This is a genomic window from Pseudoxanthomonas sp. YR558 (assembly GCF_900116385.1).
GTDB lineage: Bacteria > Pseudomonadota > Gammaproteobacteria > Xanthomonadales > Xanthomonadaceae > Pseudoxanthomonas_A.
Genome location: NZ_FPCI01000002.1, coordinates 430,790 through 453,608, shown reverse-complemented (window position 1 = coordinate 453,608; position 22,819 = coordinate 430,790). Strand labels below are relative to the sequence as shown.

Annotated in this window: 27 protein-coding genes and 1 other RNA gene; 23 read left to right on the top strand and 5 right to left on the bottom strand. The window is 68.0% G+C overall.

The annotated features are described in order from the left end of the window. The first annotated feature begins 14 nt into the window (after nt 1-14). The 7 genes from BM365_RS13710 (at nt 15) to BM365_RS13680 (ending at nt 5,907) form a co-directional block, all read left to right on the top strand. Nucleotides 15-2,516: a DUF1631 domain-containing protein gene (locus tag BM365_RS13710; RefSeq protein WP_093490091.1), complete on the top strand. Its 2,502-nt coding sequence runs from the start codon at nt 15-17 to the stop codon at nt 2,514-2,516. After that, nucleotides 2,513-2,860: a PilZ domain-containing protein gene (locus BM365_RS13705; protein ID WP_093301292.1), complete on the top strand. Its 348-nt coding sequence runs from the start codon at nt 2,513-2,515 to the stop codon at nt 2,858-2,860. Before BM365_RS13710 ends, BM365_RS13705 begins: the two co-directional genes overlap by 4 nt. Before the next feature lie 67 nt (nt 2,861-2,927). After that, the gene (gene pepQ, locus BM365_RS13700) at nt 2,928-4,268 is read left to right on the top strand and encodes a Xaa-Pro dipeptidase (RefSeq protein ID WP_093490090.1); all 1,341 of its coding nucleotides are present in this window, start codon (nt 2,928-2,930) and stop codon (nt 4,266-4,268) included. Nucleotides 4,269-4,290: 22 nt separating this feature from the next. After that, the gene (locus BM365_RS13695; protein ID WP_343124178.1) at nt 4,291-4,623 is read left to right on the top strand and encodes a hypothetical protein; all 333 of its coding nucleotides are present in this window, start codon (nt 4,291-4,293) and stop codon (nt 4,621-4,623) included. A gap of 45 nt (nt 4,624-4,668) precedes the next feature. Beyond that, nucleotides 4,669-5,049, top strand: coding sequence for a VOC family protein (locus BM365_RS13690; RefSeq protein WP_093490089.1), 381 nt, complete (start codon nt 4,669-4,671; stop codon nt 5,047-5,049). Between the two features lie 15 nt (nt 5,050-5,064). After that, nucleotides 5,065-5,460 carry a YciI family protein gene (locus BM365_RS13685; RefSeq protein ID WP_093490088.1) on the top strand — a complete coding sequence of 132 codons (396 nt, stop codon included), beginning with the start codon at nt 5,065-5,067 and terminating at the stop codon, nt 5,458-5,460. Between the two features lie 9 nt (nt 5,461-5,469). Next, nucleotides 5,470-5,907, top strand: a complete 438-nt coding sequence (locus tag BM365_RS13680) for a GFA family protein (RefSeq protein WP_093490087.1) — start codon at nt 5,470-5,472, stop codon at nt 5,905-5,907. A gap of 7 nt (nt 5,908-5,914) precedes the next feature. Here BM365_RS13680 and BM365_RS13675 read toward each other — a convergent pair whose 3' ends face one another. Both BM365_RS13675 and BM365_RS13670 read right to left on the bottom strand, forming a co-directional pair. Beyond that, the gene (locus tag BM365_RS13675) at nt 5,915-7,240 is read right to left on the bottom strand and encodes an aminopeptidase P N-terminal domain-containing protein (protein ID WP_093490086.1); all 1,326 of its coding nucleotides are present in this window, start codon (nt 7,238-7,240) and stop codon (nt 5,915-5,917) included. After that, on the bottom strand, nt 7,240-7,782 hold the full coding sequence (locus BM365_RS13670) for a UPF0149 family protein (RefSeq protein ID WP_093490085.1): 543 nt from the start codon (nt 7,780-7,782) through the stop codon (nt 7,240-7,242). The genes BM365_RS13675 and BM365_RS13670 overlap by 1 nt, the downstream gene beginning before the upstream one ends. A 202-nt stretch (nt 7,783-7,984) precedes the next feature. On the opposite strand from BM365_RS13670, the gene BM365_RS13665 reads away from it, so the two are divergent. From BM365_RS13665 to rpiA, 7 genes are all read left to right on the top strand, one after another. Then, nucleotides 7,985-10,180, top strand: a complete 2,196-nt coding sequence (locus BM365_RS13665) for a putative bifunctional diguanylate cyclase/phosphodiesterase (protein WP_233210815.1) — start codon at nt 7,985-7,987, stop codon at nt 10,178-10,180. Between the two features lie 101 nt (nt 10,181-10,281). Beyond that, nucleotides 10,282-10,503: a TIGR02449 family protein gene (locus tag BM365_RS13660; RefSeq protein ID WP_056881811.1), complete on the top strand. Its 222-nt coding sequence runs from the start codon at nt 10,282-10,284 to the stop codon at nt 10,501-10,503. Then, a complete protein-coding gene (locus tag BM365_RS13655) occupies nt 10,500-10,796 on the top strand; it encodes a cell division protein ZapA (RefSeq protein ID WP_093490083.1) in 297 nt (98 codons plus the stop codon). Before BM365_RS13660 ends, BM365_RS13655 begins: the two co-directional genes overlap by 4 nt. Before the next feature lie 84 nt (nt 10,797-10,880). Beyond that, a non-coding RNA gene (gene ssrS / locus BM365_RS13650) (6S RNA) lies at nt 10,881-11,066 on the top strand. Nucleotides 11,067-11,272: 206 nt separating this feature from the next. Further along, nucleotides 11,273-11,875 carry a 5-formyltetrahydrofolate cyclo-ligase gene (locus tag BM365_RS13645; protein WP_093490082.1) on the top strand — a complete coding sequence of 201 codons (603 nt, stop codon included), beginning with the start codon at nt 11,273-11,275 and terminating at the stop codon, nt 11,873-11,875. Beyond that, nucleotides 11,872-12,339, top strand: a complete 468-nt coding sequence (locus tag BM365_RS13640) for an EVE domain-containing protein (protein WP_093490081.1) — start codon at nt 11,872-11,874, stop codon at nt 12,337-12,339. Before BM365_RS13645 ends, BM365_RS13640 begins: the two co-directional genes overlap by 4 nt. A 33-nt stretch (nt 12,340-12,372) precedes the next feature. Further along, on the top strand, nt 12,373-13,023 hold the full coding sequence (rpiA, locus tag BM365_RS13635; protein WP_056881718.1) for a ribose-5-phosphate isomerase RpiA: 651 nt from the start codon (nt 12,373-12,375) through the stop codon (nt 13,021-13,023). A gap of 10 nt (nt 13,024-13,033) precedes the next feature. Here the strand turns inward: rpiA and BM365_RS13630 are convergent, their stop codons facing one another. Beyond that, nucleotides 13,034-13,423 carry a helix-turn-helix domain-containing protein gene (locus BM365_RS13630; RefSeq protein WP_093490080.1) on the bottom strand — a complete coding sequence of 130 codons (390 nt, stop codon included), beginning with the start codon at nt 13,421-13,423 and terminating at the stop codon, nt 13,034-13,036. A 151-nt stretch (nt 13,424-13,574) separates the two neighbouring features. Here BM365_RS13630 and BM365_RS13625 point away from each other — a divergent pair, with 151 nt between their 5' ends. Genes BM365_RS13625 through BM365_RS13615 form a run of 3 tightly spaced genes read left to right on the top strand, consistent with a single transcriptional unit; the run spans nt 13,575 to nt 15,429 of the window. Then, nucleotides 13,575-14,039 carry a hypothetical protein gene (locus tag BM365_RS13625; RefSeq protein WP_139227437.1) on the top strand — a complete coding sequence of 155 codons (465 nt, stop codon included), beginning with the start codon at nt 13,575-13,577 and terminating at the stop codon, nt 14,037-14,039. 59 nt (nt 14,040-14,098) lie between these two features. Beyond that, nucleotides 14,099-14,542 carry a DUF192 domain-containing protein gene (locus BM365_RS13620; RefSeq protein ID WP_093490078.1) on the top strand — a complete coding sequence of 148 codons (444 nt, stop codon included), beginning with the start codon at nt 14,099-14,101 and terminating at the stop codon, nt 14,540-14,542. Between the two features lie 38 nt (nt 14,543-14,580). Then, a complete protein-coding gene (locus tag BM365_RS13615; protein WP_093490077.1) occupies nt 14,581-15,429 on the top strand; it encodes a SirB1 family protein in 849 nt (282 codons plus the stop codon). Between the two features lie 18 nt (nt 15,430-15,447). On the opposite strand, the gene BM365_RS13610 is transcribed toward BM365_RS13615, so the two are convergent. Continuing rightward, nucleotides 15,448-15,672 carry a rubredoxin gene (locus BM365_RS13610; protein ID WP_081420492.1) on the bottom strand — a complete coding sequence of 75 codons (225 nt, stop codon included), beginning with the start codon at nt 15,670-15,672 and terminating at the stop codon, nt 15,448-15,450. Between the two features lie 35 nt (nt 15,673-15,707). Here BM365_RS13610 and thiE point away from each other — a divergent pair, with 35 nt between their 5' ends. The 6 genes from thiE to BM365_RS13580 all read left to right on the top strand — a co-directional run bounded on the left by thiE (nt 15,708) and on the right by BM365_RS13580 (nt 21,567). Beyond that, the gene (thiE, locus tag BM365_RS13605; RefSeq protein WP_093490076.1) at nt 15,708-16,346 is read left to right on the top strand and encodes a thiamine phosphate synthase; all 639 of its coding nucleotides are present in this window, start codon (nt 15,708-15,710) and stop codon (nt 16,344-16,346) included. A 102-nt stretch (nt 16,347-16,448) separates the two neighbouring features. After that, nucleotides 16,449-17,741 (top strand): glutamate-1-semialdehyde 2,1-aminomutase, encoded by a 1,293-nt coding sequence (gene hemL, locus BM365_RS13600; protein WP_093490075.1) that lies wholly within the window; start codon nt 16,449-16,451, stop codon nt 17,739-17,741. Continuing rightward, nucleotides 17,738-18,367 carry an HAD-IA family hydrolase gene (locus BM365_RS13595; RefSeq protein ID WP_093490074.1) on the top strand — a complete coding sequence of 210 codons (630 nt, stop codon included), beginning with the start codon at nt 17,738-17,740 and terminating at the stop codon, nt 18,365-18,367. The genes hemL and BM365_RS13595 overlap by 4 nt, the downstream gene beginning before the upstream one ends. Before the next feature lie 66 nt (nt 18,368-18,433). Beyond that, nucleotides 18,434-19,558 carry a type 1 glutamine amidotransferase domain-containing protein gene (locus BM365_RS13590; protein ID WP_093490073.1) on the top strand — a complete coding sequence of 375 codons (1,125 nt, stop codon included), beginning with the start codon at nt 18,434-18,436 and terminating at the stop codon, nt 19,556-19,558. 3 nt (nt 19,559-19,561) lie between these two features. Next, on the top strand, nt 19,562-20,251 hold the full coding sequence (locus tag BM365_RS13585) for a response regulator transcription factor (RefSeq protein ID WP_093490072.1): 690 nt from the start codon (nt 19,562-19,564) through the stop codon (nt 20,249-20,251). Beyond that, nucleotides 20,248-21,567: a sensor histidine kinase gene (locus tag BM365_RS13580; RefSeq protein WP_093490071.1), complete on the top strand. Its 1,320-nt coding sequence runs from the start codon at nt 20,248-20,250 to the stop codon at nt 21,565-21,567. The genes BM365_RS13585 and BM365_RS13580 overlap by 4 nt, the downstream gene beginning before the upstream one ends. Here the strand turns inward: BM365_RS13580 and BM365_RS13575 are convergent. Beyond that, nucleotides 21,542-22,774 (bottom strand): acetylornithine transaminase, encoded by a 1,233-nt coding sequence (locus BM365_RS13575; protein WP_093490070.1) that lies wholly within the window; start codon nt 22,772-22,774, stop codon nt 21,542-21,544. The two genes, BM365_RS13580 and BM365_RS13575, sit on opposite strands and share 26 nt — an antisense overlap. Nucleotides 22,775-22,819: the final 45 nt, after the last annotated feature.

The window sequence follows — 22,819 nt, the reverse complement described above, 5'->3', positions numbered from 1 at the left end:
AGCCCGCCGCACCGATGACCGCGCCACGACCGCCTTCGCCCGCTGCCGCGCCGACCACGATCGCATCGGCCGCGCTGCCTCCGCGCGTGCGTCGCGTGATGCAGAACCTGTTCGACCACGTATCCACGGATTTCATCACCGCGATCAACGCGATGCTGGTGGAGTTCGAGCAGCAGTTGTTCAAGCACGCCGACCAGGCCCGCAGCAACCACTTGCAGGCGCAGGTCTTCGTCGACCTGCGCGCATTGCAGAAGCATCGCACCGAGCTGGCGCCGCACTACATGTTCGGCCTCGAGGCCGAACTGGCTTCCATCCGCGCGCCGCGCACGGCGAGCGACGCGCCCTCGGCCGCTCGTCTGGACTACCAGACCCTGACCCTCGTCGAGGACGCGGTGATGGACCAGGAGATCGTGCTGCGTGAAGTCGCGCGCCGGCACGAGCAGCGCGGCAACGCGCAGATCCTGATGCTGGGCCAGCGCTTCGGCGTGCTCGCCGGACAGCCGGCCTATGAGGCGGAATCGTTGCCGCTGGGCCCGAACCGCCTGTGCCACGTGCTGAAGGAGGCCGCGGAGTGCCTGCAGCTGTCGCTGGATGCGCAGCTCGTGCTGTACCGCACCTTCGACCAGAAGGTGATGCTGAACTACGCCGAATGGGCCGGCACGGTGAATCAGTTCCTTTCGCGCGAAGGCATTCTGCCCGGCCTGGTGTACCAGCCGCGACGCGTGCGCGCGCAGGACGCCATCCGACGGAATCCGCGCGACGAGGGCGATGGCGCAGCGCGTCCCATGACCGGCTGGAATGGCCAGGGCACGTCCTCGCACTGGGCCACGCTGACGCCCGACCAACTGCAGGCGGTCGCCGGAGCCCTGATGGGTAGCAGCGCGCCTGAAACCGGCAGCGGCAGTACGCCACCGCCGCTCCCGCCGCGCGACGCCGCGCCCACGGACGCTGGCGCTGCCGCCGATGCCGCGGGCTCGTTCGAGGTACTGCAGAAACTGCTGGCCATCCGTCGTGGCGGCCTGCAGGCCGATGCCCAAGCGTTGGCAGGCGGAGCCGGCGCCCCGGGTACTCCTGGGATGTTGACCCAGGAACCGGTCGGTACCACGTCAGGGGCGTCGGTTGCCGGAGGCATGGGCGGCCATGCCGTGTCCGGCCAGGGTGGCGCCGCAGGTGCGGGCGCGCAGGCCGCAACACCTCGTCTGCTCCCTACGCCCGACGTACTGAGCACGTTGCAAGGCATGCAGGCCACGCCGCTTCCCGCCCGGACGCCCGACCAACCACGGCGCACCGTGCAGGATCTGCAGCAGGCCATGCTCGCCGCCGCGCGCGCGCAGCACGGCCCCAACGCCACGCTCGCCAGCGCGGACTCGGACACCTTCGAATTGCTGGACCTGCTCTACAACGAGATCGAACGCGAGGTGCAGCACGACGCCCCGGCCGCCGACATGCTCGTGCGCCTGCAAGTGCCGGTGATCCAGGCCGCATTGCGCGACCGCAACTTCTTCCTGCGTGCGCAGCACCCCGCGCGCGACCTGCTCAACACCGTCGCGGAGTCCGGCGCGACCTGGCTGGGCGAAGACGACGTCGACCCGCACCTGGTGCAGAAGCTGCACAAGGCCGTCGAAACCGTCGTGGAGACGTACGAAGGCGATGAAGCCGTCTTCGAGGACGCCCACCGCGATGTGCAGCAGCACCTGCAGGCCGCCGTGCGCAAGGCCGAACTGGCCGAGCGCCGGCAGGTCGAGGCCGCGCGCGGCAAGGACCGGCTGGAGATCGCCAAGCAACGCGCCGCCGAGACCATCGCATCCGCGATGGCCGAGGCCAAGCCGCAGAAATTCGTGCAGGCCCTGCTCAGCCAGGCCTGGGCCGACGTGCTCACGCTCACCCAGTTGCGTAACGGCGAAACCTCCGGCGAGTGGGCCGACCAGCTGCAAACCACGCTGGAGATCGTTGCCGCCACCACCACCGCGCAAGGTGCCAACCCCGAGTTGGCCGGCAAGGTGGAGAAATCTCTGGTCCAGGTGGGGTACCACGAGGACGAAGCAGCTGCGATCGCGCGTCGCCTGTCGAGCGCCGAGGAAGACGAGACCACCTCGCGCACCGAGCTCACCGCGCGATTGAAGGCGCGCGCACGCCTGGGCGGACAGAACGAGGTCAAGAAAAAGCCATCGCAGCCACGCACGCCGCAGGAACAGGAGTGCTACGACTACCTGCGCACGCTGCCGTTCGGCACCTGGTTCGAGTTCACCCGCAACCAGCAGGGCGACGTGCAGCGCCAGCGTCTTTCGTGGTTCAGCCCGGTCACCGGCAACGCGCTGTTCGTCAATCAGCGCGGGCAGCGCGTCGGCGAACATTCACTGGATACGCTGGCGCACCTGATGGCCAAGGGCCAGGCGCAGGTGGTCACCGAAGACCGCGGCCGCCTGATCGACCGCGCATGGAACGCCACGCTCAACGCGCTGCGCAGCCTGACTGGCCGCCGCGGCGACGCCGAACCCGCAGGAGACGCCGCATGATGCGCGAGTTCCGCCGCGCCCGCCGGCGCAACGTGCCCAAGCCGGTCGCCGTGTTCGACCTGATGACCGAACAAGTCATCGGTCGCCTGGGCAACCTGTCCGAATCGGGCATGCTCCTGGTGGCGACCGAACCGGTGACCGAGGACGCGCTGTACCAGTTGCGGTTCCACCTGCGCGACGACCGCGGCCAGGACGTGCCGATCGACGTCGGTGCCCACCTGCTGTGGTCCGCGCCGGCCAATACGCCCGGCCAGGCCTTCGCCGGCCTGCGCTTCCTGACCATCGACCGCGAGCCGCTGGAACGCCTGCGCCAGTGGGTCAACGCCGGGCCGGAAGCCGAATAGGACCCGCGCCGCGGCCTGCACGCGCCGGATGCGGCAAAATGGCGGTTCTCCCGCAAGAGCCTCCGCCATGAATGCACCCGCCGATCTCGCCGCCCGCCTCGTCCCGCTCTATGCGGACCACCTGGCGCTGATGAAGCGGCGTGCCGACGAGGCGCTGTCGCGCGGCGGCTTCGATCATCTGGTCGTGCCCAGCGGCACGCAGCACTGGCAGGTGTTCGACGACCGCGACTATCCGTACGCGGTGAACCCGCAATTCAAGGCCTGGCTGCCGATGACGCGCCTGCCCTACAGCTGGATGGTGTACACGCCGGGCGAACGGCCGAAGGTGATCTTCTACCAGCCGTTCGACTACTGGCACGTGGTGCCGGATGCGCCCAGCGGCTGGTGGGTGGACCACTTCGACATCCAGATCATCCGCAAGCCCGACGAGGCGATCGCATTGCTGCCGCCGGCCGCGCGCAGCGCGATCCTCGGCGAACCACAGAGCGCGCTCGGCGACTACACGCCGAACAACCCCGAGCCCGTCATCCAGTACCTGGAATACCAGCGCTCCTACAAGACACCGTACGAGATCGCGTTGATGCGCCAGGCGCAACGCCTGGCCGTGCGCGGCCACCGCGCGGCAGAAGCGGCGTTCCGCGCGGGCGAAAGCGAGTTCGGCATCCACATGGCCTACTGCACCGCCGTCGGCCAGGATGCCAACGACCTGCCGTACGGCAACATCATCGGCCTGAACGAACACGCGGCCGTGCTGCACTACACCGAACTGCAGCGCGTCGCACCGGCGCCGCTGCGCAGCTTCCTGATCGACGCCGGCGCCAGCTTCCATGGCTATGCCAGCGACATCACGCGCACGTATGCCTACGACACCGCCAGCGAATTCCAGGCGATGATCGATGCGGTCGACACCGCGCAGCAGGCGATGTGCGCCGGGGTGCGTAGCGGCGTGGACTACAAGCAACTGCACGTGGACGCGCATCTCACCTTGATGGGCATCCTGAAGGACTTCGGCGTGATCACCGTGTCGCCGGAAGCGGCGCTGGCCACCGGCGTCAGCGCCGCCTTTTTCCCGCACGGCCTGGGCCATCCGATCGGCCTGCAGGTGCATGATGTCGCGGGCTTCGCGGCGACGGATCGCGGCGGCCGCATCGAACGCCCCGCCGGCCATCCCTACCTGCGCATGACCCGCGTGCTGGACCCGGGCATGGTCGTGACGATCGAACCCGGCCTCTACTTCATCGACCTGCTGCTGGACGAAGTGAAGAAGAACGGCCACGCCGCCAGCGTGGACTGGGCGCGCGTCGATGCCTTCCGCCCGTACGGCGGCATCCGCATCGAGGACGAAGTGCTCTGCACGGACGGCGACGCCGACAACCTGACACGGCCGGCATTCGCAGAAGCGCGCTGAACCACGCTACGGGACGGCACGCATGATGTTCATGATCGGCCAAGGGGAACAGGTGGTGTCGGTCGGCCCGCCCGAACCGCACCATTGCCCGCGTTGCGACGAAATGCGCGAGTTCGAGCCGCAGTTCACGTACAAGTACGGCCGCTTCGACCTGCTGTTCGGGTTCGTCTACGGCCGGCGCTACCAGCTTGCCTGCCCCGTCTGCCAGCACGGCTGGCTGCTCGACGCGAAGGAAGCCGAGCGGCTGTACGGCCGCCCCAACATCCCTTTGCGCCTGCGCTACGGCCTGGTGTTCTTGTTGGGCGTGTTTGCAGCACTTGGTGCGGCTTCACTGGCGATGCCACCAGCGGGCTGACACACTCGCGCCTTCTGCACCATCACGACATCCACGGAGGTCCACATGGAACGCGTCACCGGCATCGGCGGCATCTTCTTCAAATCGGCGGACCCCAAGGCGCTCAGTGCGTGGTACCGCGACCACCTGGGCTTGGACGTATCCGATTGGGGCGGCGCGATCTTCCCGTGGGGCGGTGAAGGCAGCCCGGCCGGCATGACGATCTGGAGTCCGTTCAAGCAGGACACCACCTACATGGCGCCCAGCACCGCGAGCTTCATGATCAATTTCCGCGTGGCCGACCTGGACGCGTTGCTGGCCGCGCTGCGCGAGGAAGGCTGCAACGTGGTCGGCGATCCTCAGGTATCCGAGCAGGGCAAGTTCGGCTGGGTGCTGGACCCCGAAGGCAACAAGGTCGAGTTGTGGGAGCCGCCCGCAGGGCAATGACGGAGGCATGAGGCCATGACGACATCCGATTACCTGTTGATTTCCCGCGGACAGTGGGACGAATCTGCGTCGCCGCAGGACGTGCAGAACGCGATCGACCGCTTCTACACCTGGTACGAGCGCGGATTGGCCGAGGGCATGCTGAAGCCCGGCAGCCGATTGGAAGCGCGCAGCAAGTGCGTCACCCGCGACGGCATCACCGATGGGCCGTTCGCCGAAGCGAAAGAGCTGGTGGGGGGCTACTGGTTCATCGTGGCCGAGTCGCTCGAAGACGCTGCACGGATCGCCTCGGAGAATCCCTGTTTGGCCTTCGGCCTGACACTGGAGATCCGGCCGCTGGAAGCGGCGCGCGCCCGCGCCGAAGACCTGACCAATGAAACACCCGCGGCCTGGCGTTCCCGCGGCGGTTGATCCGCGCCGATGACTGCGACCCGCGCGACGCTCCAGGGCGGCTGTCATTGCGGCACGATCACCCTCGTGCTCTCCACCACGCGGGTACCCGCAGACACGGTGCCACGCGCCTGCGACTGCAGCTTCTGCCGCGCGCATGGTGCGGCATGGGTGTCGGACGCGAACGCGCAACTGATCATTCATGCGCATCGTCCTGAATGTCTACGTCGCTATCGGCAGGGCTCGCTGGCCGCGCAATTCCTGCTGTGCGGCGAGTGCGGCGTGCTGTTGGCAGTGCTGTTCGAGGACGGCGAGCGCACGTACGCGGCGGTCAACACCGGGTGCCTGGAGGAGCGCGACGCCTTCGCGCCCACGGCATCGACCTCGCCGCAGCGGCTGTCACCTGAAGAGAAGCTCGCGCGCTGGCGTCAGCTGTGGATTGGAGAGGTAAGCCTGCAGTTGATGTAAGCCGCCGTCAGGTGGACGCCATCACCGCTTCAATCTCGTCGGCGCTGCGCGCCAGCGCATCGGTCAGCACGACCGGGCCGTCGGCGGTGACCAGCACGTCGTCCTCGGTGCGGATGCCGATCCCGCGCCACTTCGCGTCCACCGTGGTGTCGTCGTGCGAGACGTACAGGCCGGGCTCGATAGTGAAGGCCATGCCGGGTTCCAGCAGGCGCGAATCGCCATCGATGCGGTAGTCGCCGACATCGTGCACGTCCAGGCCCAGCCAGTGGCCGGTCTTGTGGCGGTAGAACCGGCGGTAGTTGCCCTCGGCCAGGTGCTTCTCCAGCTTGCCCTTCAGCAGACCGAGCCGCAGCAGACCCTCGGTGAGCGTCTCCACCGCGGCCACGTGGCCGGCTTCGTAGGGCACGCCCACGCGTGCGCAACCCAGCGCGGCGCGCTGCGCATCGCCCACCAAGTCGTGCAGCGCGCGCTGTGCCGGCGTGAAGCGGCCGTTGACCGGAAAGGTGCGGGTGATGTCCGAGGCATAGCCGCGGTATTCCGCACCCGCGTCGATCAGCACCAGATCGCCATCGCGCGCCTGCGCGGTGTTGGCGCGGTAGTGCAGCACGCAGGCGTTATGGCCGGCGCCGACGATGCTGTTGTAGGCCGGCCAGGCGTCGTTCGCGCGGAACACGCGCTCCAGGTCCGCCTGCAATTCGTATTCGCGGATGCCGGGCCGCGCGGCACGCATCGCGGCCTGGTGCGCCTGCACGCTGATGTCGGCAGCGCGCTGCATCAGCTTGATCTCGTCCTTCGACTTGAACAGGCGCAGGTCATGCAGCAGGTGCCCGAGTTCGAGGAACTCGTGCGGCGGTTGCGCGCCCTGGCGGACCTGCGCGCGCACGTGGCGCACCCAGCCGATCAACTTGAGGTCGAAGTCGGCATCGCGGCCGAAGTGGTAGTACACCCGCGAACGGCCTTCGAGCAGCCCCGGCAGGATCTCGTCGAGATCGTCGATGGGATAGGCATCGTCCATCCCGTAGTCGTTGACCGCGCCATCCTGGCCGGCGCGCGGACCGTCCCAGCCCTCGCGTTCGGGATCGCGTTCGCGGCAGAACAGGATCGCTTCGCCATGCTTGCGGCCCGGCACCAGGACCAGCACCGCATCCGGCTCGGGGAAACCGCACAGGTACCAGAAGTCGGAATCCTGTCGGTACGGGTAGTGGGTGTCGTGGCTGCGGATGCGCTCGGGCGCGGCCGGCAGCACCAGGATGGCGTCGTTGCCGGCCATCCGCATCAGCTGCCGGCGCCGGCGGGTGAACTCCGCCGCGGTGATGCCGGTCAGCGCCTTCATCAGTTCAGGCTCCGGCGATGCCGGGGCCCGAGGACGCAATCACCGTGCAGCAGCAAGGCCGCGACGCGGACGAACTCTTCCAGTTCGGCCAGCGCGTCCTCGTCTTCCTCGTCCTCGCTGCTTTCGGCAGACGCCTTGGCGAGGCGCGCGAGATCCTGCAGCGCTTCCTGACCTTCCTCGGACAGTGGCGGCGTCGCACCCGCGGCGAGCCCGAACGCACCCAGGAACCCGCGGCACCAGCCGAACAGCGCTTCGGCGCGCTCGTCCAGAGAACGGTCGGCAGCAGGCAACAGCAGGTCGAACGAGAAACCGCGATCCTCGAGCTGGACGACGGCCGCTTCGCGCAACTGGTCCAGGACACTCCCCGCTGCGGGTGCTGGCAACGCATCGTCGGCCAGGGCGCGGGCCAGCCAGGTACCGTCGGCGGCACCGCCACCGGCGAGCCAGCCGCACAACGCGCCGTGCAATTCCGAGGCGTCCGTCGCCAGTCCCAGCTGGCGGGATGCCGCATCGACGGCGGCGATATCGGGAAGGTCGGGCATAGAAGAACGCAATCCGCTGCAGGTTTCGGACAACCCCGTGATTGTACCAACGAAAACCCGCATCCCGGCTTGTTGTGCGTGTGTACGCATGCCTACACTCCGGTATCACCTTGGCCCGGACGGTCCGTCCACCCCCATGCCGCCTCTTCCTGTCGCTGCAGTCCTCGCAACGGCCTCCCCGCTGTCGTCCCGGCCCCTGGTCATGGGCTTGGCGGGCGCGGTCCTGCTTGGCGTGGTGGTGATCGGCACGCGGCGCTGGTGGCAGGGCTGGCTGGCAGCGCGCCAAGTGCAGCCGGAGCCGCCGCGCAGCGAAACACTGCGCAATCGCGATGAGCGCCTGAAGCTCGCGCTGTGGGCTTCGGGCGAACAGTTCTGGGACTACGACCTGGTGCAGCGCCGGCTGTACCGCATGCGCGCGGACGAAAACGCCGTGCAGACGTCCGACATCACCGTGCTCACCCGGCAGGGCGAAGTACCGACCATCCACGAGGAAGACCTGCCGCTGGTGATGGAGCGGCTGCGCCTCCACCTGCAGGGCAAGTCGCCGATCTTCACCTCCGAACACCGCATGGACATGCTGGGCAACGGCACCTGGGTGTGGGTGCGCGCGCGCGGCCGCGTGGTGGAGCGCGATGCGGAAGGGCAACCGGTACGCATCGCAGGCACCGCGCGCGACATCACCGCCAGCCGCAACGCCGAGTACGAACACCGCATCGCCGGCGAAGTGATGCGCAGCATGAACGAAGCCGTCGCCGTGCTGGACTGGGCCCACCAGTTCATCACGATCAACCCGGCCTTCACCCGCATCACCGGCTACGCCGAAGACGAGATCATCGGCCAGCCGATGACCATGCTGGACAGCGACCAGCACGAGGACGCCTTCTTCGAACGCATGCATCGCGAGCTGCGCCTGACCGGGCGCTGGTCCGGCGAGGTGTGGAAGGTCCGGAAGGATGGCGAAGAGATCCTCTGCCGCATCGAGACCAACGTGGTGCCCGACGTCAGCGGCGAGCGTCCGCTGTACGTGCAGGTGCTCACCGACATCACCGAGCAGAAGCGCGCCGAACAGGAACTGCGCTACCTGGCCAACTACGACACCCTCACCAGCCTGCCCAACCGCTCGCTGCTGTCCGAGCGGCTGTCGCGCGCCATCGTGCGGGCGCGCCGCGAGCACGGACATGTGGCGGTGCTGTTCATCGACCTGGACCGCTTCAAGGACATCAACGATTCGCTCGGACATGCCACCGGCGACCGCATCCTGCGCGCCGCGGCGGCACGTGTGCAGCAGACCGTCGGCACCCAGCACACCGTCGCACGCCTGAGCGGCGACGAGTTCACGGTGGTATTGGAAGACATCAACGGCCTGCCCGACGCCGAGGACGTGGCGCAGCGGATCATCCAGGCATTCCGTGCACCGCTGAATTTCGGCGAACGGCTCGAGCTGGCGGTTTCGCCCTCGATCGGCATCAGCCTGTACCCCGAGCATGCGCAGGTCCCGACCGAACTGCTCAAGCACGCCGATACGGCCATGTACCAGGCCAAGGCGATGGGCCGGCACACCTACCAGGTGTATTCGGAAACGATGGACGAGAAGAACCGCCATCGCGCCATCCTGGCCAGCGCGCTTCGACGTGCGATCGACCGCAACGAACTCTCGCTGGTGTTCCAGCCGCGCCTGTCCATCTCGCGCCAGCGCATCACCGGCGTGGAAGCGCTGCTGCGCTGGGACAGCCGCGAATTCGGCATGGTCTCGCCGGCGCAGTTCATCCCGCTGGCCGAAGAGTCCGGGATGATCCTCGAGCTCGGCGCCTGGGCGCTGCGCGAGGCCTGCCTGACGCTGCGCAGTTGGCACGACGCCGGCCTGGAAGAACTGTCCGTCGCGGTCAACGTGTCCGCCACGCAGCTCCAGCGCGGCGACCTGCAGGCCGTGGTGGCGCGCACGCTGGAGGAAACCGGCATCCCGGCCAACCGGCTGGAGCTGGAGCTCACCGAAAGCGTCATCATGGCGAACCCCGAGCAGAACGCGGACACGCTGCGCGCGTGCCGTCGCCTGGGCATCTCGCTGGCGATCGACGATTTCGGCACCGGCTATTCGTCGCTGGCGTACCTCAAGCGCCTGCCGCTGACCACGCTGAAGATCGACCGCGAGTTCATCGGCGACCTGACCCACGACAGCGACGACGAAGCCATCACCAGCACCATCATCACCATGGGCCAGTCGCTGGCGCTGAAGGTGGTGGCCGAAGGCGTGGAGACGTGGGACCAGTACGAATTCCTGCGCAGCCACGGTTGCGACGAGGTGCAGGGCCACTGGGTCGCGCAGGCGCTCAGCCCGGACCAGTGCTTGCGGTTCATCCGCGAGTACTACCCAGGCTCCGGCATCCGCGTCGCTTCCTGAACCCGCGCGGGAGCGCTTCGAGCCCCGCGTCGCGACCGCCGTCGCATCCCCTGCCCGGCCGCCCTTGACCACCCGCCGAGCGCATGCCTATCGTGGCCGCCATGGACAATGCCGACCTGCTCGACCAGCTCCGCGCGCTCAGCGCGCGCATCCAGGACCTGGCGGACCGCTGCCAGCGGCTGTCCGAGGAAAACCGCAGCCTGCGCCACCAGCAGGAGCAACTGGTGGGCGAACGTTCGCAACTGCTGGCCAAGAACGAACAGGCGCGTTCGCGGGTCGAAGCGATGATCAGCCGCCTGAAATCCCTGGAGCAGCACACGTGAGCGCCACCGAGCCCGTCAGTGTCCACATCCTCGACCGCGAGTACACCGTGGGCGTTTCGCCCGACGAGCGCTCCGGCCTGATGGCGGCCGCCAAGCTGCTCGACAGCCGCATGCGCGAAGTGCGCGGCAGCAACCGCATGGCGGCCGTGGATCGCGTCGCCGTGCTCGCCGCACTGAACCTGGCACACGAATTGCAGCAGCTGCGCGATGAACAGCACGCGCGCAATCGCGATGTCGAACGCACGCTGCAGGACCTGCATCGCAAGCTCGACGCCGCACTCGGCGCGCCGTAACGGCATGCGCACCACACCGACTGCGGACTGAATCCGCCGACGAACGGGCTAGGCAACTTTTTTCAACTCGCTATACTGGCCTCGCGTCCTCTGCTGTCCTCGACAGCGCACGCAAACATTCGCCTTGTCCCTTAATGACGACCACGGGATGGCGACGGTACCGGGAGTGCAGGTCTGCCTCGCAGCGGAAAGCCCGATGGTTCCCCAGCCTTCCCACTTGAACCCCGGGTTCAAGGTCGTTTCGTGAGCATCGTTGATGGCGGAGGACGTATTTTTCCCGCGGCAGCGGCATCAGCCGCGACCCGGCCGGTCCTGTTGCACCCGCCCTTGAGCGGGATGACTTCGAAACGAAGCCGATTGCACCGGGGACCCGACGCCAAGGGCCGTGACTGACGCCGCTCCCGCGGTCCCACCCCGGCAACGCCGGGACGCATGCCGTAAAATTCGCGCATGTCCACCCATCCCTCCCCGCGACCATGACGGCACAGCGCGACGCGCTCCGCCGAGATCTGCGCGCACGCCGCAAGGCCCTTCCCGCCGCCGAACGCATCGCCGGGGCCGACGCGCTCGCTGCGCGCCTGTTGGCGCTGCCGTTCGCGCCATCGAACGGCTATGTGGCTGGCTACTGGGCGATGGATGGGGAGATCGGGCTGCACAGCTGGCAACTGCGCCTGCCAAAGAGCGTGGTCTATTGCTTGCCGGTACTGGCCGAAGACGAGGCCCTGCGCTTTGCGCCGTGGCGTCCCGGCGATGCGCTGGTGACCAACCGCTACGGCATTCCCGAACCCGACATCGATCCGCGCTCCGGGCTCTCCGCAAGCGAGATGGCGCTGATCGCCGTGCCGCTGGTGGGCTTCGACCGCGCGGGCCACCGCCTCGGCATGGGCGGTGGCTGGTACGACCGCACGCTGGCGTCCCGACTGCACCACCCCGCGCCGCCCTGGCTCGTGGGTGTCGGTTTCGAGGCGCAGCGCGTGGCTTCGGTCGGCGCCCAGGCCTGGGACGTACCGCTGGATGCGATCTGCACCGAACGCGACACCCTGACTCCCTCCACCGCTCCGCCGGAACACCCGCAATGACCGCACGCAAGCACTACTGGCTGATGAAGTCGGAGCCGGACACCTTCTCGATCGACAACCTGAAGAAGGTCGGCACGGAGCCGTGGAACGGCGTGCGCAACTACCAGGCGCGCAATTTTATGCGCGCCATGCAGGTCGGCGACGGCGTGCTGTTCTACCACTCCAACTGCAAGGAACCCGGCATCGTCGGCACCGCCACGGTGGCGACGGCGGCCTATCCGGACGACACCCAGTTCAATCCGAAGTCCGACTACTACGACCCCAAGAGCACGCGCGAGGAACCGCGCTGGTCGCTGGTGGACGTGAAGTTCGACCGCAAGCTCAAGCGCACGATCACGCTCGACGAGATCAAACAGCATGGCGACGCCCTCGGCGAAGGCTTCGCGCTGATCCAGCGCGGCAACCGCCTCTCCGTGTTGCCGGTCACCGCCGCGCAATGGAAATTCCTGCTCGCGCTCGAGTGAACCCCTTTCTCCCTTCCTGATACCGAAATTCCCATGAGCGAAGCAAAGCGCCTGGCCGGCGAAAAGGCCATCGAGTTCGTCGAGGACGGCATGATCGTCGGCGTGGGCACGGGCTCCACCGTCGCCTTCTTCATCGATGCGCTGGCGGGCATCAAGGACCGCATCAAGGGTGCGGTCTCCAGTTCCGACCAGAGCACCGCGCGGCTGAAGCAGCATGGCATCGAGGTGCTCGACCTCAACCACACCGGCACGCTGTCGCTGTACGTGGATGGCGCCGACGAGTGCGATCCGCACAAGCGCCTGATCAAGGGCGGTGGCGCTGCGCTGACGCGCGAGAAGATCATCGCCGAGGCCAGCAAGCAGTTCGTCTGCATCGTCGACCCGAGCAAGCAGGTGCCGGTGCTCGGCAAGTTCCCGCTGCCGGTGGAAGTCATCCCGATGGCGCGCAGCTTGGTCGCGCGCGAGATCCTGGCGTTGACCGGCGGTCAGCCGGTCTGGCGCGACGGCACGGTGACCGACAACGGCAACCTGATCCTGGACATCCACAACCTGTCGATCACCGATCCGGTGGCGATGGAGCGCGAGATCAACCAGATCCCCGGCGTCGTCAGCGTGGGCCTGTTCGCCCGCCGTCCGGCGGATATCGTCATCGTCGGCGGCGAACCACCGATCGTGCTGAAGTGATCGGAGGCGCCTAGGCGCTTTCCGACAAGGCCTTTACCAGTTCGCCGACGAGCTCGCGCTTCTTCGGCGGCAGCTGCAGGAAGGCCTCCACCACCTGTCGTTCGCGGCTGCCGGCGCCGGCCGGCCACGGCGGCCGCGCTTCCGCCACGCGCGAGCGCGGCGACATCCCGAACCGCAGCGCATGCGGTTCGACGCCGAGCAGATCGGCCATCACCTGCAGCTTGTCCTGCTCCGGCAGCGCGCGCCCCCTGAGCCAGCGCGAGACCGTCTGGAACGTGACGGAAGAGCCGCGATATTTCGCGTTGAAAAGATGGAACAGGACAATCGGGCGCGGCTCGTAGCCGGCCTGCTGCATCGCGTGCACGAGGCGTTGCGCGAATTTTTCTCGTTCGTCTGCCATGCCGGAAACTTACGCGCACGGGCAAGGGCGTGCATCACTATCAAAGTTAATTGACGCGAACATTTTGTGTTCATATATTCGGCAACCACCGGCATGCCGAACGCGCTCACACAGGCATCGCCGCAGCCCCCGGCAAAGCAAGGAGTGCTCCATGCCCATCTCACAGGACGTAACCGATTCACCGATGGACGCGGATGACGCAGCACCGGTCGCGCCGACGATCCAGGGAATCGACGACGGGCCCAGTCCGTTGGAGCAGGCATTGCAGGCGCTGCAATCCGGTCCCACCCAAAGCCTGGCCGACCCGGGCATCACCTTGCTGTCACCCGCACAGCTCGACCTGCTGTACATGGGCGCACGTCTGCAGGCTGAGCAGTGTCATGACGGTGTGCTGCTGTTGCTCGACCTGATGCACGGCGCACAGAGTCATGGCGCGCAACCCGATGCCGCACTGATGCAACGCTTCGTCGAGCAACTCCATCACCTGTGCCGCGACCAGCAGCGCTGGCACGCACTGGCCGACAACGCGGCGTACTACCGGGACAACCGCCGCGTGACGGACCGCATCGCGAGCTGGGTGCGAGTGCAGCTACCGGCGGACGCATCGCCCGGTTGAGCCGGCGCCGCGGTCGGGGCCATGGCGTAGACTGTCGCCCCCGATCGCCGGAAGCCGCCATGCACCGCATGTCCCCCGCCCTGCTCTCCGTCCTCCTGCTCAGCGGCTGTGCCAGTGGCGGTGAATGGGTCGAGATCGGCGGCAAGCGCTATACCGTCGAGATCGCCGACGACGACACCGAGCGCGCGCGCGGCCTGATGTTCCGCGACACGCTGACGGACGGCACCGGCATGCTCTTCATCCACGAGGCCGAGGAACCGCAGGCCTACTGGATGAAGAACACGCGCATCCCGCTGGACATCCTGTACTTCGATGCGGGCCGCAAGCTGGTCACCCAGCAGCGCAACGTGCCGCCCTGCTCGGCGGGCGACGCCTGCCCGTCCTACCCCAGCGACCAACCGGCCCGCTTCGTGCTGGAACTGAATGCCGGCGAAGCCGAGCGCCTCAAGCTCCAGGACGGTGCCGAGCTCACCCTCGGCAAGGGCATTCCGCCCGTCCGCTGAGGCTTGATTCGCGGTGGAATTGGCCCCAGTCTGTCGGCATGGGGGATCGACTGACATTGCCGGAATGGAATGCGTTGGCCAGCCAGCCCGATGAAACGGTGCCGCTGCTGGAAACTGCGCTGCTGATCGCGCGCGACGAATATCCCGGACTGGACCCCGACCTCTACGACACGCTGGTCCAGAGCCACGCGGAGCATCTCCGTCACGAGATCGCCATGATCGAGCCGTGGCCGCTGAAGATGGCGGCCATCAACCGACACCTGTTCGACGAACTCGGCTACACCGGCAACCACGACGAGTACTACGACCCGCGCAACAGCTACCTCAACGAGGTGTTCGAGCGCCGGCTCGGCAATCCGGTGTCGTTGGCGATGGTGCAGATGGAAGTCGCACGCCGGTTGGGCGTGCCGCTGGATGGCGTGTCGTTCCCCGGCCACTTTCTGGTGCGCCTGCCGGTCGACGATGGCCTGCTGGTGATGGACCCCTTCAACGGCGGCCGTCCGCTCGGCGTGGATGAACTGCGCGAGCGCGCCAAGCCGCACCTGGGGGGCGACATCCCCGACGACGCCGCGCTGTTGCACATCCTCAACCCGGCCTCGCACCGCGCCATCCTCGTGCGCACGCTGCGCAACCTGCATGGCGTATATGCCGAACGCGAGGAATGGGACCGCGCCGCGCGCTGCGCCGACCGCGTGCTCAAGCTGACGCCCGACCAGCCCGACGCCCTGCGCGACCGCGGCCAGGCGTACCTGAAGATGGATTACCGCGCTGGCGCGCAACGCGACCTCGCCCGCTACCTGCATCTGTCACCGGAAGCGAAGGACGCGGCGGAACTGCGCGAACAACTGGTGGAACTCAGCGCGGTGCGCACATCGCGGATGCATTGAGCGCATCCCTGGGATAGCTCAGGGTTCCAGCTCCACCATCTCGAAATCCTCCTTGCTGACGCCGCAGTCGGGGCAGGTCCAGTCATCGGGGATGTCTTCCCAGCGGGTGCCGGGGGCGATGCCTTCTTCCGGCAGGCCGTCGGCCTCGTGGTAGAGGAAGCCGCAGACCACGCACATCCAGGTGCGGAAGATGGTGGCGGTGGCGTCGGTCACGGGATAATGCCGGCTTGGAGGAGCGGCCATTGTCCCATCGCCGCCCGCGCACCGGAAGTTCGCCGATGACATCCCTGCCCCCGTCCGTCCGTAGCGCCCGCGGGCTGTACCTCATTACCCCGGAGGAGCCGGACACTGCCCGCCTGCTGGCGCGGGTGGCCGCCGTGCTGCCGCAGGCGACCTGGCTGCAGTACCGGCAGAAGGACGCGGACGCCGAACGACGCCTGGTGCAGGCCAAGGCGCTGCAGGCGCTGTGCGTCGACGCCGGCGTGCCGCTGATCGTCAACGACGACGTGGCACTCGCTGCCGCGGTCGGCGCCGCCGGCGTGCACCTCGGCGAGGACGATGGCGGCGTCGCCGCCGCGCGGGCGCTGTTGGGCCCGGAAGCCATCGTCGGCGCCTCGTGCTACGACGAGCACGTACTCGCCGAACGCGCGGTAGCGGCAGGCGCCAGCTACGTGGCGTTCGGCGCGTTCTTCCCGACCACGAGCAAGGTGACGACGCGACGCGCCACGCCGCCATTGCTGGCCGACGTAGCGGCGCTGGGCGTCCCGCGGGTGGCGATAGGCGGCATAACGCCGGACAATATGGGCCCGCTGGTGGCGGCCGGTGCCGACCTGGTCGCCGTGATCGGCGGCGTGTTCGAGGCGGCCGATCCGGTGGCCGCGGCGCAAGCCTACCGAGCAGGATTTGACGGAACCTGATGCTCCCCGTGGGAGCGACGTAAGTCGCGATGAGGCATCACGACTCTTCCATCGCGACTTACGTCGCTCCCACAAGACGACCTCCTATTTTCTGGAATCCCCATGAACCACGATCAGTCCCATGCCCTCTTCGCCCGCGCCCAGCAGTTGCTGCCCGGCGGCGTCAATTCGCCGGTGCGCGCGTTCAAGTCGGTCGGGGGTGAACCGTTCTTCGTGCAGCGTGCCGATGGCGCGTACCTGCACGACGTCGATGGCAATCGCTACATCGACTACGTCGGCTCGTGGGGCCCGATGATCGTCGGCCACAACCATTCGACGGTGCGCGAGGCGGTGCAGGCAGCGATCCAGGACGGCCTGTCGTACGGCGCCCCCTGCCCGGCCGAAGTGACGATGGCGGAAACGATCACGCGCCTGGTGCCGTCGTGCGAGATGGTGCGCATGGTCAACTCGGGTACCGAGGCCACGCTTTCGGCGATACGCCTGGCGCGCGGCGCGACCGGGCGCAACCGCATCGTCAAGTTCGAAGGCTGCTACCACGGCCACGGCGACTCGTTCCTGGTGAAGGCCGGCAGCGGCATGCTGACGCTGGGCGTACCCACCTCACCCGGCGTGCCGGCGGGGCTGAGCGAACTGACGCTGACGCTGAGCTACAACGACTTCGAAGGCGCCACGCAGCTGTTCGAACAGTACGGCAGCGAGATCGCCTGCCTGATCATCGAACCCGTCGTCGGCAACGCCAACTGCCTACCGCCGCGCGAAGGCTACCTGCAGCACCTGCGCGCCCTGTGCACGCAGCATGGCGCGCTGCTGATCTTCGACGAAGTGATGACCGGCTTCCGCGTGGCGCTGGGCGGCGCGCAGGCGCACTACGGCATCACGCCGGACCTGACCACCTTCGGCAAGATCATCGGCGGTGGCATGCCGGTGGGCGCCTACGGTGGCCGTCGCGACCTGATGCAGCAGATCGCGCCGGCCGGCCCGATCTACCAGGCCGGCACGCTGAGCGGCAATCCGGTGGCGATGGCCGCGGGTCTGGCGATGCTGGAACTCATCCAGGCGCCGGGTTTCCACGACCGCCTCGCCGCGGCGACAGCGACGCTCTGCGAAGGCCTGGAAGCCGCCGCGCGCGATGCCGGTGTGCCGCTGACCACCACACGCGTCGGCGCGATGTTCGGGCTGTTCTTCACCGACCAGCAGGTCGACACCTATGCGCAGGCCGTGGCCTGCGATACGGCGGCGTTCAACCGCTTCTTCCACGCGATGCTGGAACGCGGCGTGTACCTGGCGCCGTCGGCGTTCGAAGCCGGCTTCATGTCCAGCGCACACACGCCCGACGTCATTGACGCGACGATCGCCGCCGCCCGCGAGGCCTTCAAGGTCGTCGCCGCGGGATGAAGCCCCGCATCCACCAGGTGCTGTTCGATTTCGACGGCGTCCTGGCCCACTACCGTCACGAGGTGCGCATCGCGCACCTCGCCGCGCATGCGGGTTGCGCCTCCGAACGGGTGCGCGAGGTGTTGTTCGTCTCGGGCCTGGAAACCGAATACGACAGCGGTGCGATCGACACCGCCGCCTATCTCGGCCGACTGGGCGAGGGACTGGGGGTGATGGTGGATGAAGACACCTGGCTGCGTTCGCGCATGGCGGGCAGCACGGCCATCGACGGCGTGCTGGAGCGCATCGCAGCGCTGCACCCCGCCCTTTCCCTGGGCGTGCTGACCAACAACGGCGTGATGATGACGCACGCGATCCCTCGCATCGTCGCGCCGATGGCGTCCAGGATCGAAGGCCGCGTGCTGACCAGCGGCGGACTGCAGATGCGCAAGCCTGCCCCGGCGACGTTCACGCGTGCGCTCGACGTGCTGGGCTGGGATGCCGGCAGCACGCTGTTCGTCGACGACAAGTTCACCAACGTGCAGGGCGCGCGCGACGCCGGGCTGCATGCCGAAACCGTCACCGATGCGCGCAGCTTCGGCAAGGCGCTGAAGCGTTACGTGTTCGGCCCGCAGACGGGCTGGTAGCGCGCGTTTGAAGCTTGGTTGATCCGGGCGCAGGAGACTGGCGGCCTTCCCTCGGAGACCCGTCCCATGCCCCTGATTCCCAACGCCCTGCGCCGACTGGGCGCACTGCTTTGCTTCGCCGCGGCAATGCCCGCGCACGCCGCCATGCCGGACAAGGTGCTGATCGTTGTCAGCGGCGAAGGCCGCGACCAGGGCGAGACCCGCCCCGGCTACGAATTCGACGAGCTGTCGCAAGCCTGGCTGATCTTCAAGGCCAATGGACTGAAGGTGGACGTCGCCAGTCCGCAGGGCGGTGCCGTGGAAGCCGACAAGTACAACGCACAGGAACCTTTCAACGCAGCGTTGCTGGGCGATGCGGAGGCCATGCGTACGCTGGCGGCGACGCGTTCGACGCGCGAGGTGAAGGCGGCGGATTACGCGGCGATTTACGTCGTCGGCGGCAAGGGCGCGATGTTCGATCTGCCGCGCGACAACGCGCTGGCGGCGCTACTGGCCGAAGCCTACATGCAGGGCGCTGTGATCGGCGCGGTCTGTCATGGGCCCGCCGCGCTGGTGGACGTGAAGCTCGGCGACGGCACATCGCTGGTTGCAGGCAAGGCGATGACCGGCTTCACGAATGAAGAGGAAGCCGTGTTCGGCAAGCGCTGGGCGAAGGAGTTCCCGTGGCAGCTCGAGGATGCGTTGCGCGGGCGCGGGGTGCGGTGGCAGGAAGCACCGCTGATGATGGCGAAGGTCGTCGTGGACGGGCGCCTGGTCACCGGGCAGAACCCCTACTCCACGCCCGGCGTCGCCGACGCCATCGTGCGCGCGACCGGCCGCACGCCCGTCGCGCGCACGCCGTGGCGCGACGAGCTGACGATGGCGCTCGCGGCCCGGGCCCGCAGCGGCGATGTACGTGGCGCAGCGGATGCGCTGGCGCAGGATCGCGAGCGCTACCACGTGGACCTGCTGGGGCTGCTGGGCTACTACCAGGCGCAGGCGGCGGGTGGCGACGATGACCTGCGGCATGCACTGACCCTGATGCAGTTGGCGATGCCCTACATGGCGCAGCCGCAGCTGAAGCTCGGTGCCGCCGAGGCCCATCTCCGCCTGGGCGAACGGGAACAGGCGAAATCGCTGGTGCAGCAGGTGCTGGCGGGCAAGCCGGACATGGCCGAAGCTAAGGCCCTCCTGCAACGCATCGATGGTTGAACGATGACGGCACCTGCGACCCGCATCCTGGTGATCGAAGACAACGCGCCGCTGCGGGTGCAGTTGCAACACCTCTTCACCGATGCCGGCATGACCGTCGAGTTCGCTTCGGATGGCCTCAGCGGATTGCAGATGGCGCTCGACGCGCCGCCCGACGTGCTGGTGCTCGACGTGGGCTTGCCCGCACTCGATGGCCTGCGCCTGTGCGAGCGCCTGCGAGCGCAGGCCGATCGCCACGTCCCGGTACTGATGCTGACCGCACGCGACGCGTTGGAGGACAAGCTGCAAGGCTTCCGTGCCGGCGCCGACGACTATCTGGTCAAGCCGTTCGCGGGCGCGGAGCTGATCGCCCGCTGCCAGGCGCTCACGCAGCGACACCGCAGTGGCGAGACTCACGTCGTGCGGATCGGCACGCTGCGCATCGATCGTCGGCACGCACTGGCAACACGACACGAGCTCCCGCTCGACCTGCACCAGACGGCGTACCAGATCTTGCTCGCCCTGGCCGAGGCGTGGCCACGGACTTTGACGCGCAGCGAATTGATCCAGCGCCTATGGGGTGATGCGCCGCCGGAGTCGGATCCGCTGCGCACGCATCTCTACCTGCTCCGTCAGGCGCTGGACAAGCCGTTTGCCACGCCGATGCTGAAAACCGTGCATGGCGTGGGATTCCGGCTGGAAGCCGACGCATGAGCGCATCGCTCGTGCCACGCCGGCGACTACGCAACCGCATGATGCTGGTGTTCGCGGCGTTCACGCTGGTCCTGGCCGCGCTGTTCGGTCTTTACACGCTGCTCTTCGTCTACACGGTCGAGGACCAGCTGTTCGACACGCTGCTCGAGCGCGAGGCCGCGACGCAACGGGATCACTACGCCGCGCACGGACGCTGGTCTCCGCCGCGCAACGGCTTCATGAGCGTGGTCGAGCGGCGCGATGATCTTCCCGACGGGATCGGCCGCGTGTTGCGCGAGGAACCCGCGCGAAGGGAGTTCGCCGGCGCGGACGGACGCCACTACCACCTGCTTGCGCTGGATCCACCCGCGCCGGCCACGCGGGCCTGGCTGGTCGCCGAAGTCAGCGGCCTGCTCGCGGTGCGGCCGATGCGTGGGGAGATGCTGCAGCTACTGGCCTGGACCGGCGCCATCGCCGTGGCGCTTGCGCTGCTCCTCGGCGGTTGGCTGGCGCGACGGACGACGGCACCACTCTCGCGATTGGCGGACGCCGTCGGCGAAGCGACGCCGGAGCGACTGCCGCCGCACTTCGCTGCCGGCTTCCCCGACGATGAGGTCGGGCTCCTCGCACGTCGCCTGGACGACCTGATCGCCCGCGTCCGCGCCTTCATCGATCGCGAACGCGAATTCACCCGCGACGCGAGCCACGAACTGCGCACGCCACTGACCGTGATCCGTGCCGCCAGCGAGCGCCTTTCCGCCGACACGACGCTGAGTGTCGACGCGCGCGCCAGCGTCGAACATATCGGGCAGTCCGCCTCGCACCTGGAGCAAACCGTCGCCCTGCTGCTTGCGCTGGCGCGCGAACAGCCCGCGCCGCCAACGGCGTCGACACCGGTCACGCGTGTGCTCCCGGTGCTGGAGCGCGTCGTGGTGGAGCAGTCGCCCCTACTGGAAGGCAAGCACGTACAGGTGGCGGTCGAGGTACCCGCGGATCTCACCAGCACGCTGACGGTACCCGTGCTGCAGGTGCTGTTGGCCAACCTGATCGGGAATGCGTTCGCGCACACCCGCGAAGGCGACGTCGTCATCGTGGCCGACGGCGACACCCTCTGCATCAGCAATCCCGGACACGCGGTCCGCGAGGGCGATTTCGCGCCCTTCATGAAAGGCCAGGACAGCACCGGCTTCGGGCTCGGCCTGTCGATCGTGCGACGGCTGTGCGAACGGCACACCATCGACCTGCGATTCGAAGGCAACGCGGACGGCAGCACCGCCCGCCTTCGTCTCCGCCAGGACGCTCCCGGATCGCTCAGCTCGCCGTCGCGAACGCCCTGAGCGCGGCGTGCAGGCGTTTCAGTCCTTCACCCACTTCTTCGTCGGTGATGTTCAGCGCCGGCACGAAGCGCAGCACGTCAGGCCCGGCCTGCAGCATGAGCAGGCCCTGTGCGGCGGCGAGATCCAGCACTTCGCCTGCACGGCCCGCGTACTTCGTGTTGAGCACGGCGCCCAGCATCAGGCCACGGCCGCGTACCTGCGCGAACAAGCCGAGTTCGGCGTTGATCGCATCGAGTCCCTTGCGCAGCGCTGCCGACTGGCGCGCCACGTTGTTGGCGATCTGCGTGGATGCCAGTTTGCGCAGCGCCACGCGCGCCACCGCCGCGGCCAGCGGATTGCCGCCGAACGTGGTGCCGTGCGCGCCGAACTGCATCGCCTGCGCGACCTTCGGGCCGGCCAGCATCGCGCCAACCGGAAAGCCGCCGCCCAGCGCCTTCGCCAGGGTGACGATGTCAGGCACCACGCCGTCCTGCCAATGCGCGAATAACGTGCCGGTACGGCCCATGCCGGCCTGGATCTCGTCCAGCACCAGCAATGCGCCGTAGTGGTCGCACAGCGCGCGCACCGCGCTGAGGAAGCTCGGCGCGGCCGGCATCACGCCGCCCTCGCCCTGTACCGGCTCCAGCATCACCGCGGCCACATCGCCGCAGGACATCGCGATCTCGAGCTGGGTCAGGTCGTTGAAGTCGACATAGCGGAAGCCGCCGGGCAACGGCTCGTAGCCTTCCTGGTATTTCGGCTGCGCGGTCGCGGTCACGGTGGCCAGCGTGCGGCCATGGAAGCTGCCCCGGAAGGTCACGATCACGCGCTGGTCGGAGGGCCGGCCCTGCGAGGCCGCCCACTTGCGCACCAGCTTGATCGCCGCTTCGTTGGCTTCCGCGCCGGAGTTGCACAGGAACACCCGCTCGGCGAACCGTGAGGCGGTGACGAGTTCCTCGGCCAGGCGCAGCGGCGGCTCGCTGTAGAACACGTTGCTGGTATGCCAGAGCTTGCCGGCCTGTTCGGTGAGTGCGGCGACCAGGTCGGGGTCGTTGTGTCCCAATCCGCAGACCGCGATGCCGGCGGAGAGGTCCAAGTATTCCCGGCCCTCGCTGTCCCAGACGCGTGCGCCCTGGCCGCGCTCCAGGATGACCTCGCGCGGGCGGTACACCGGCAGGTAGTAGCGCTGGCCGTTGGCCAGCAGGTCGGCGGATGTCGTGGCGCTCATGGCGGCGGTTCGGCAGCGGAGATGGCGGCGTATTGTCGCCGATCG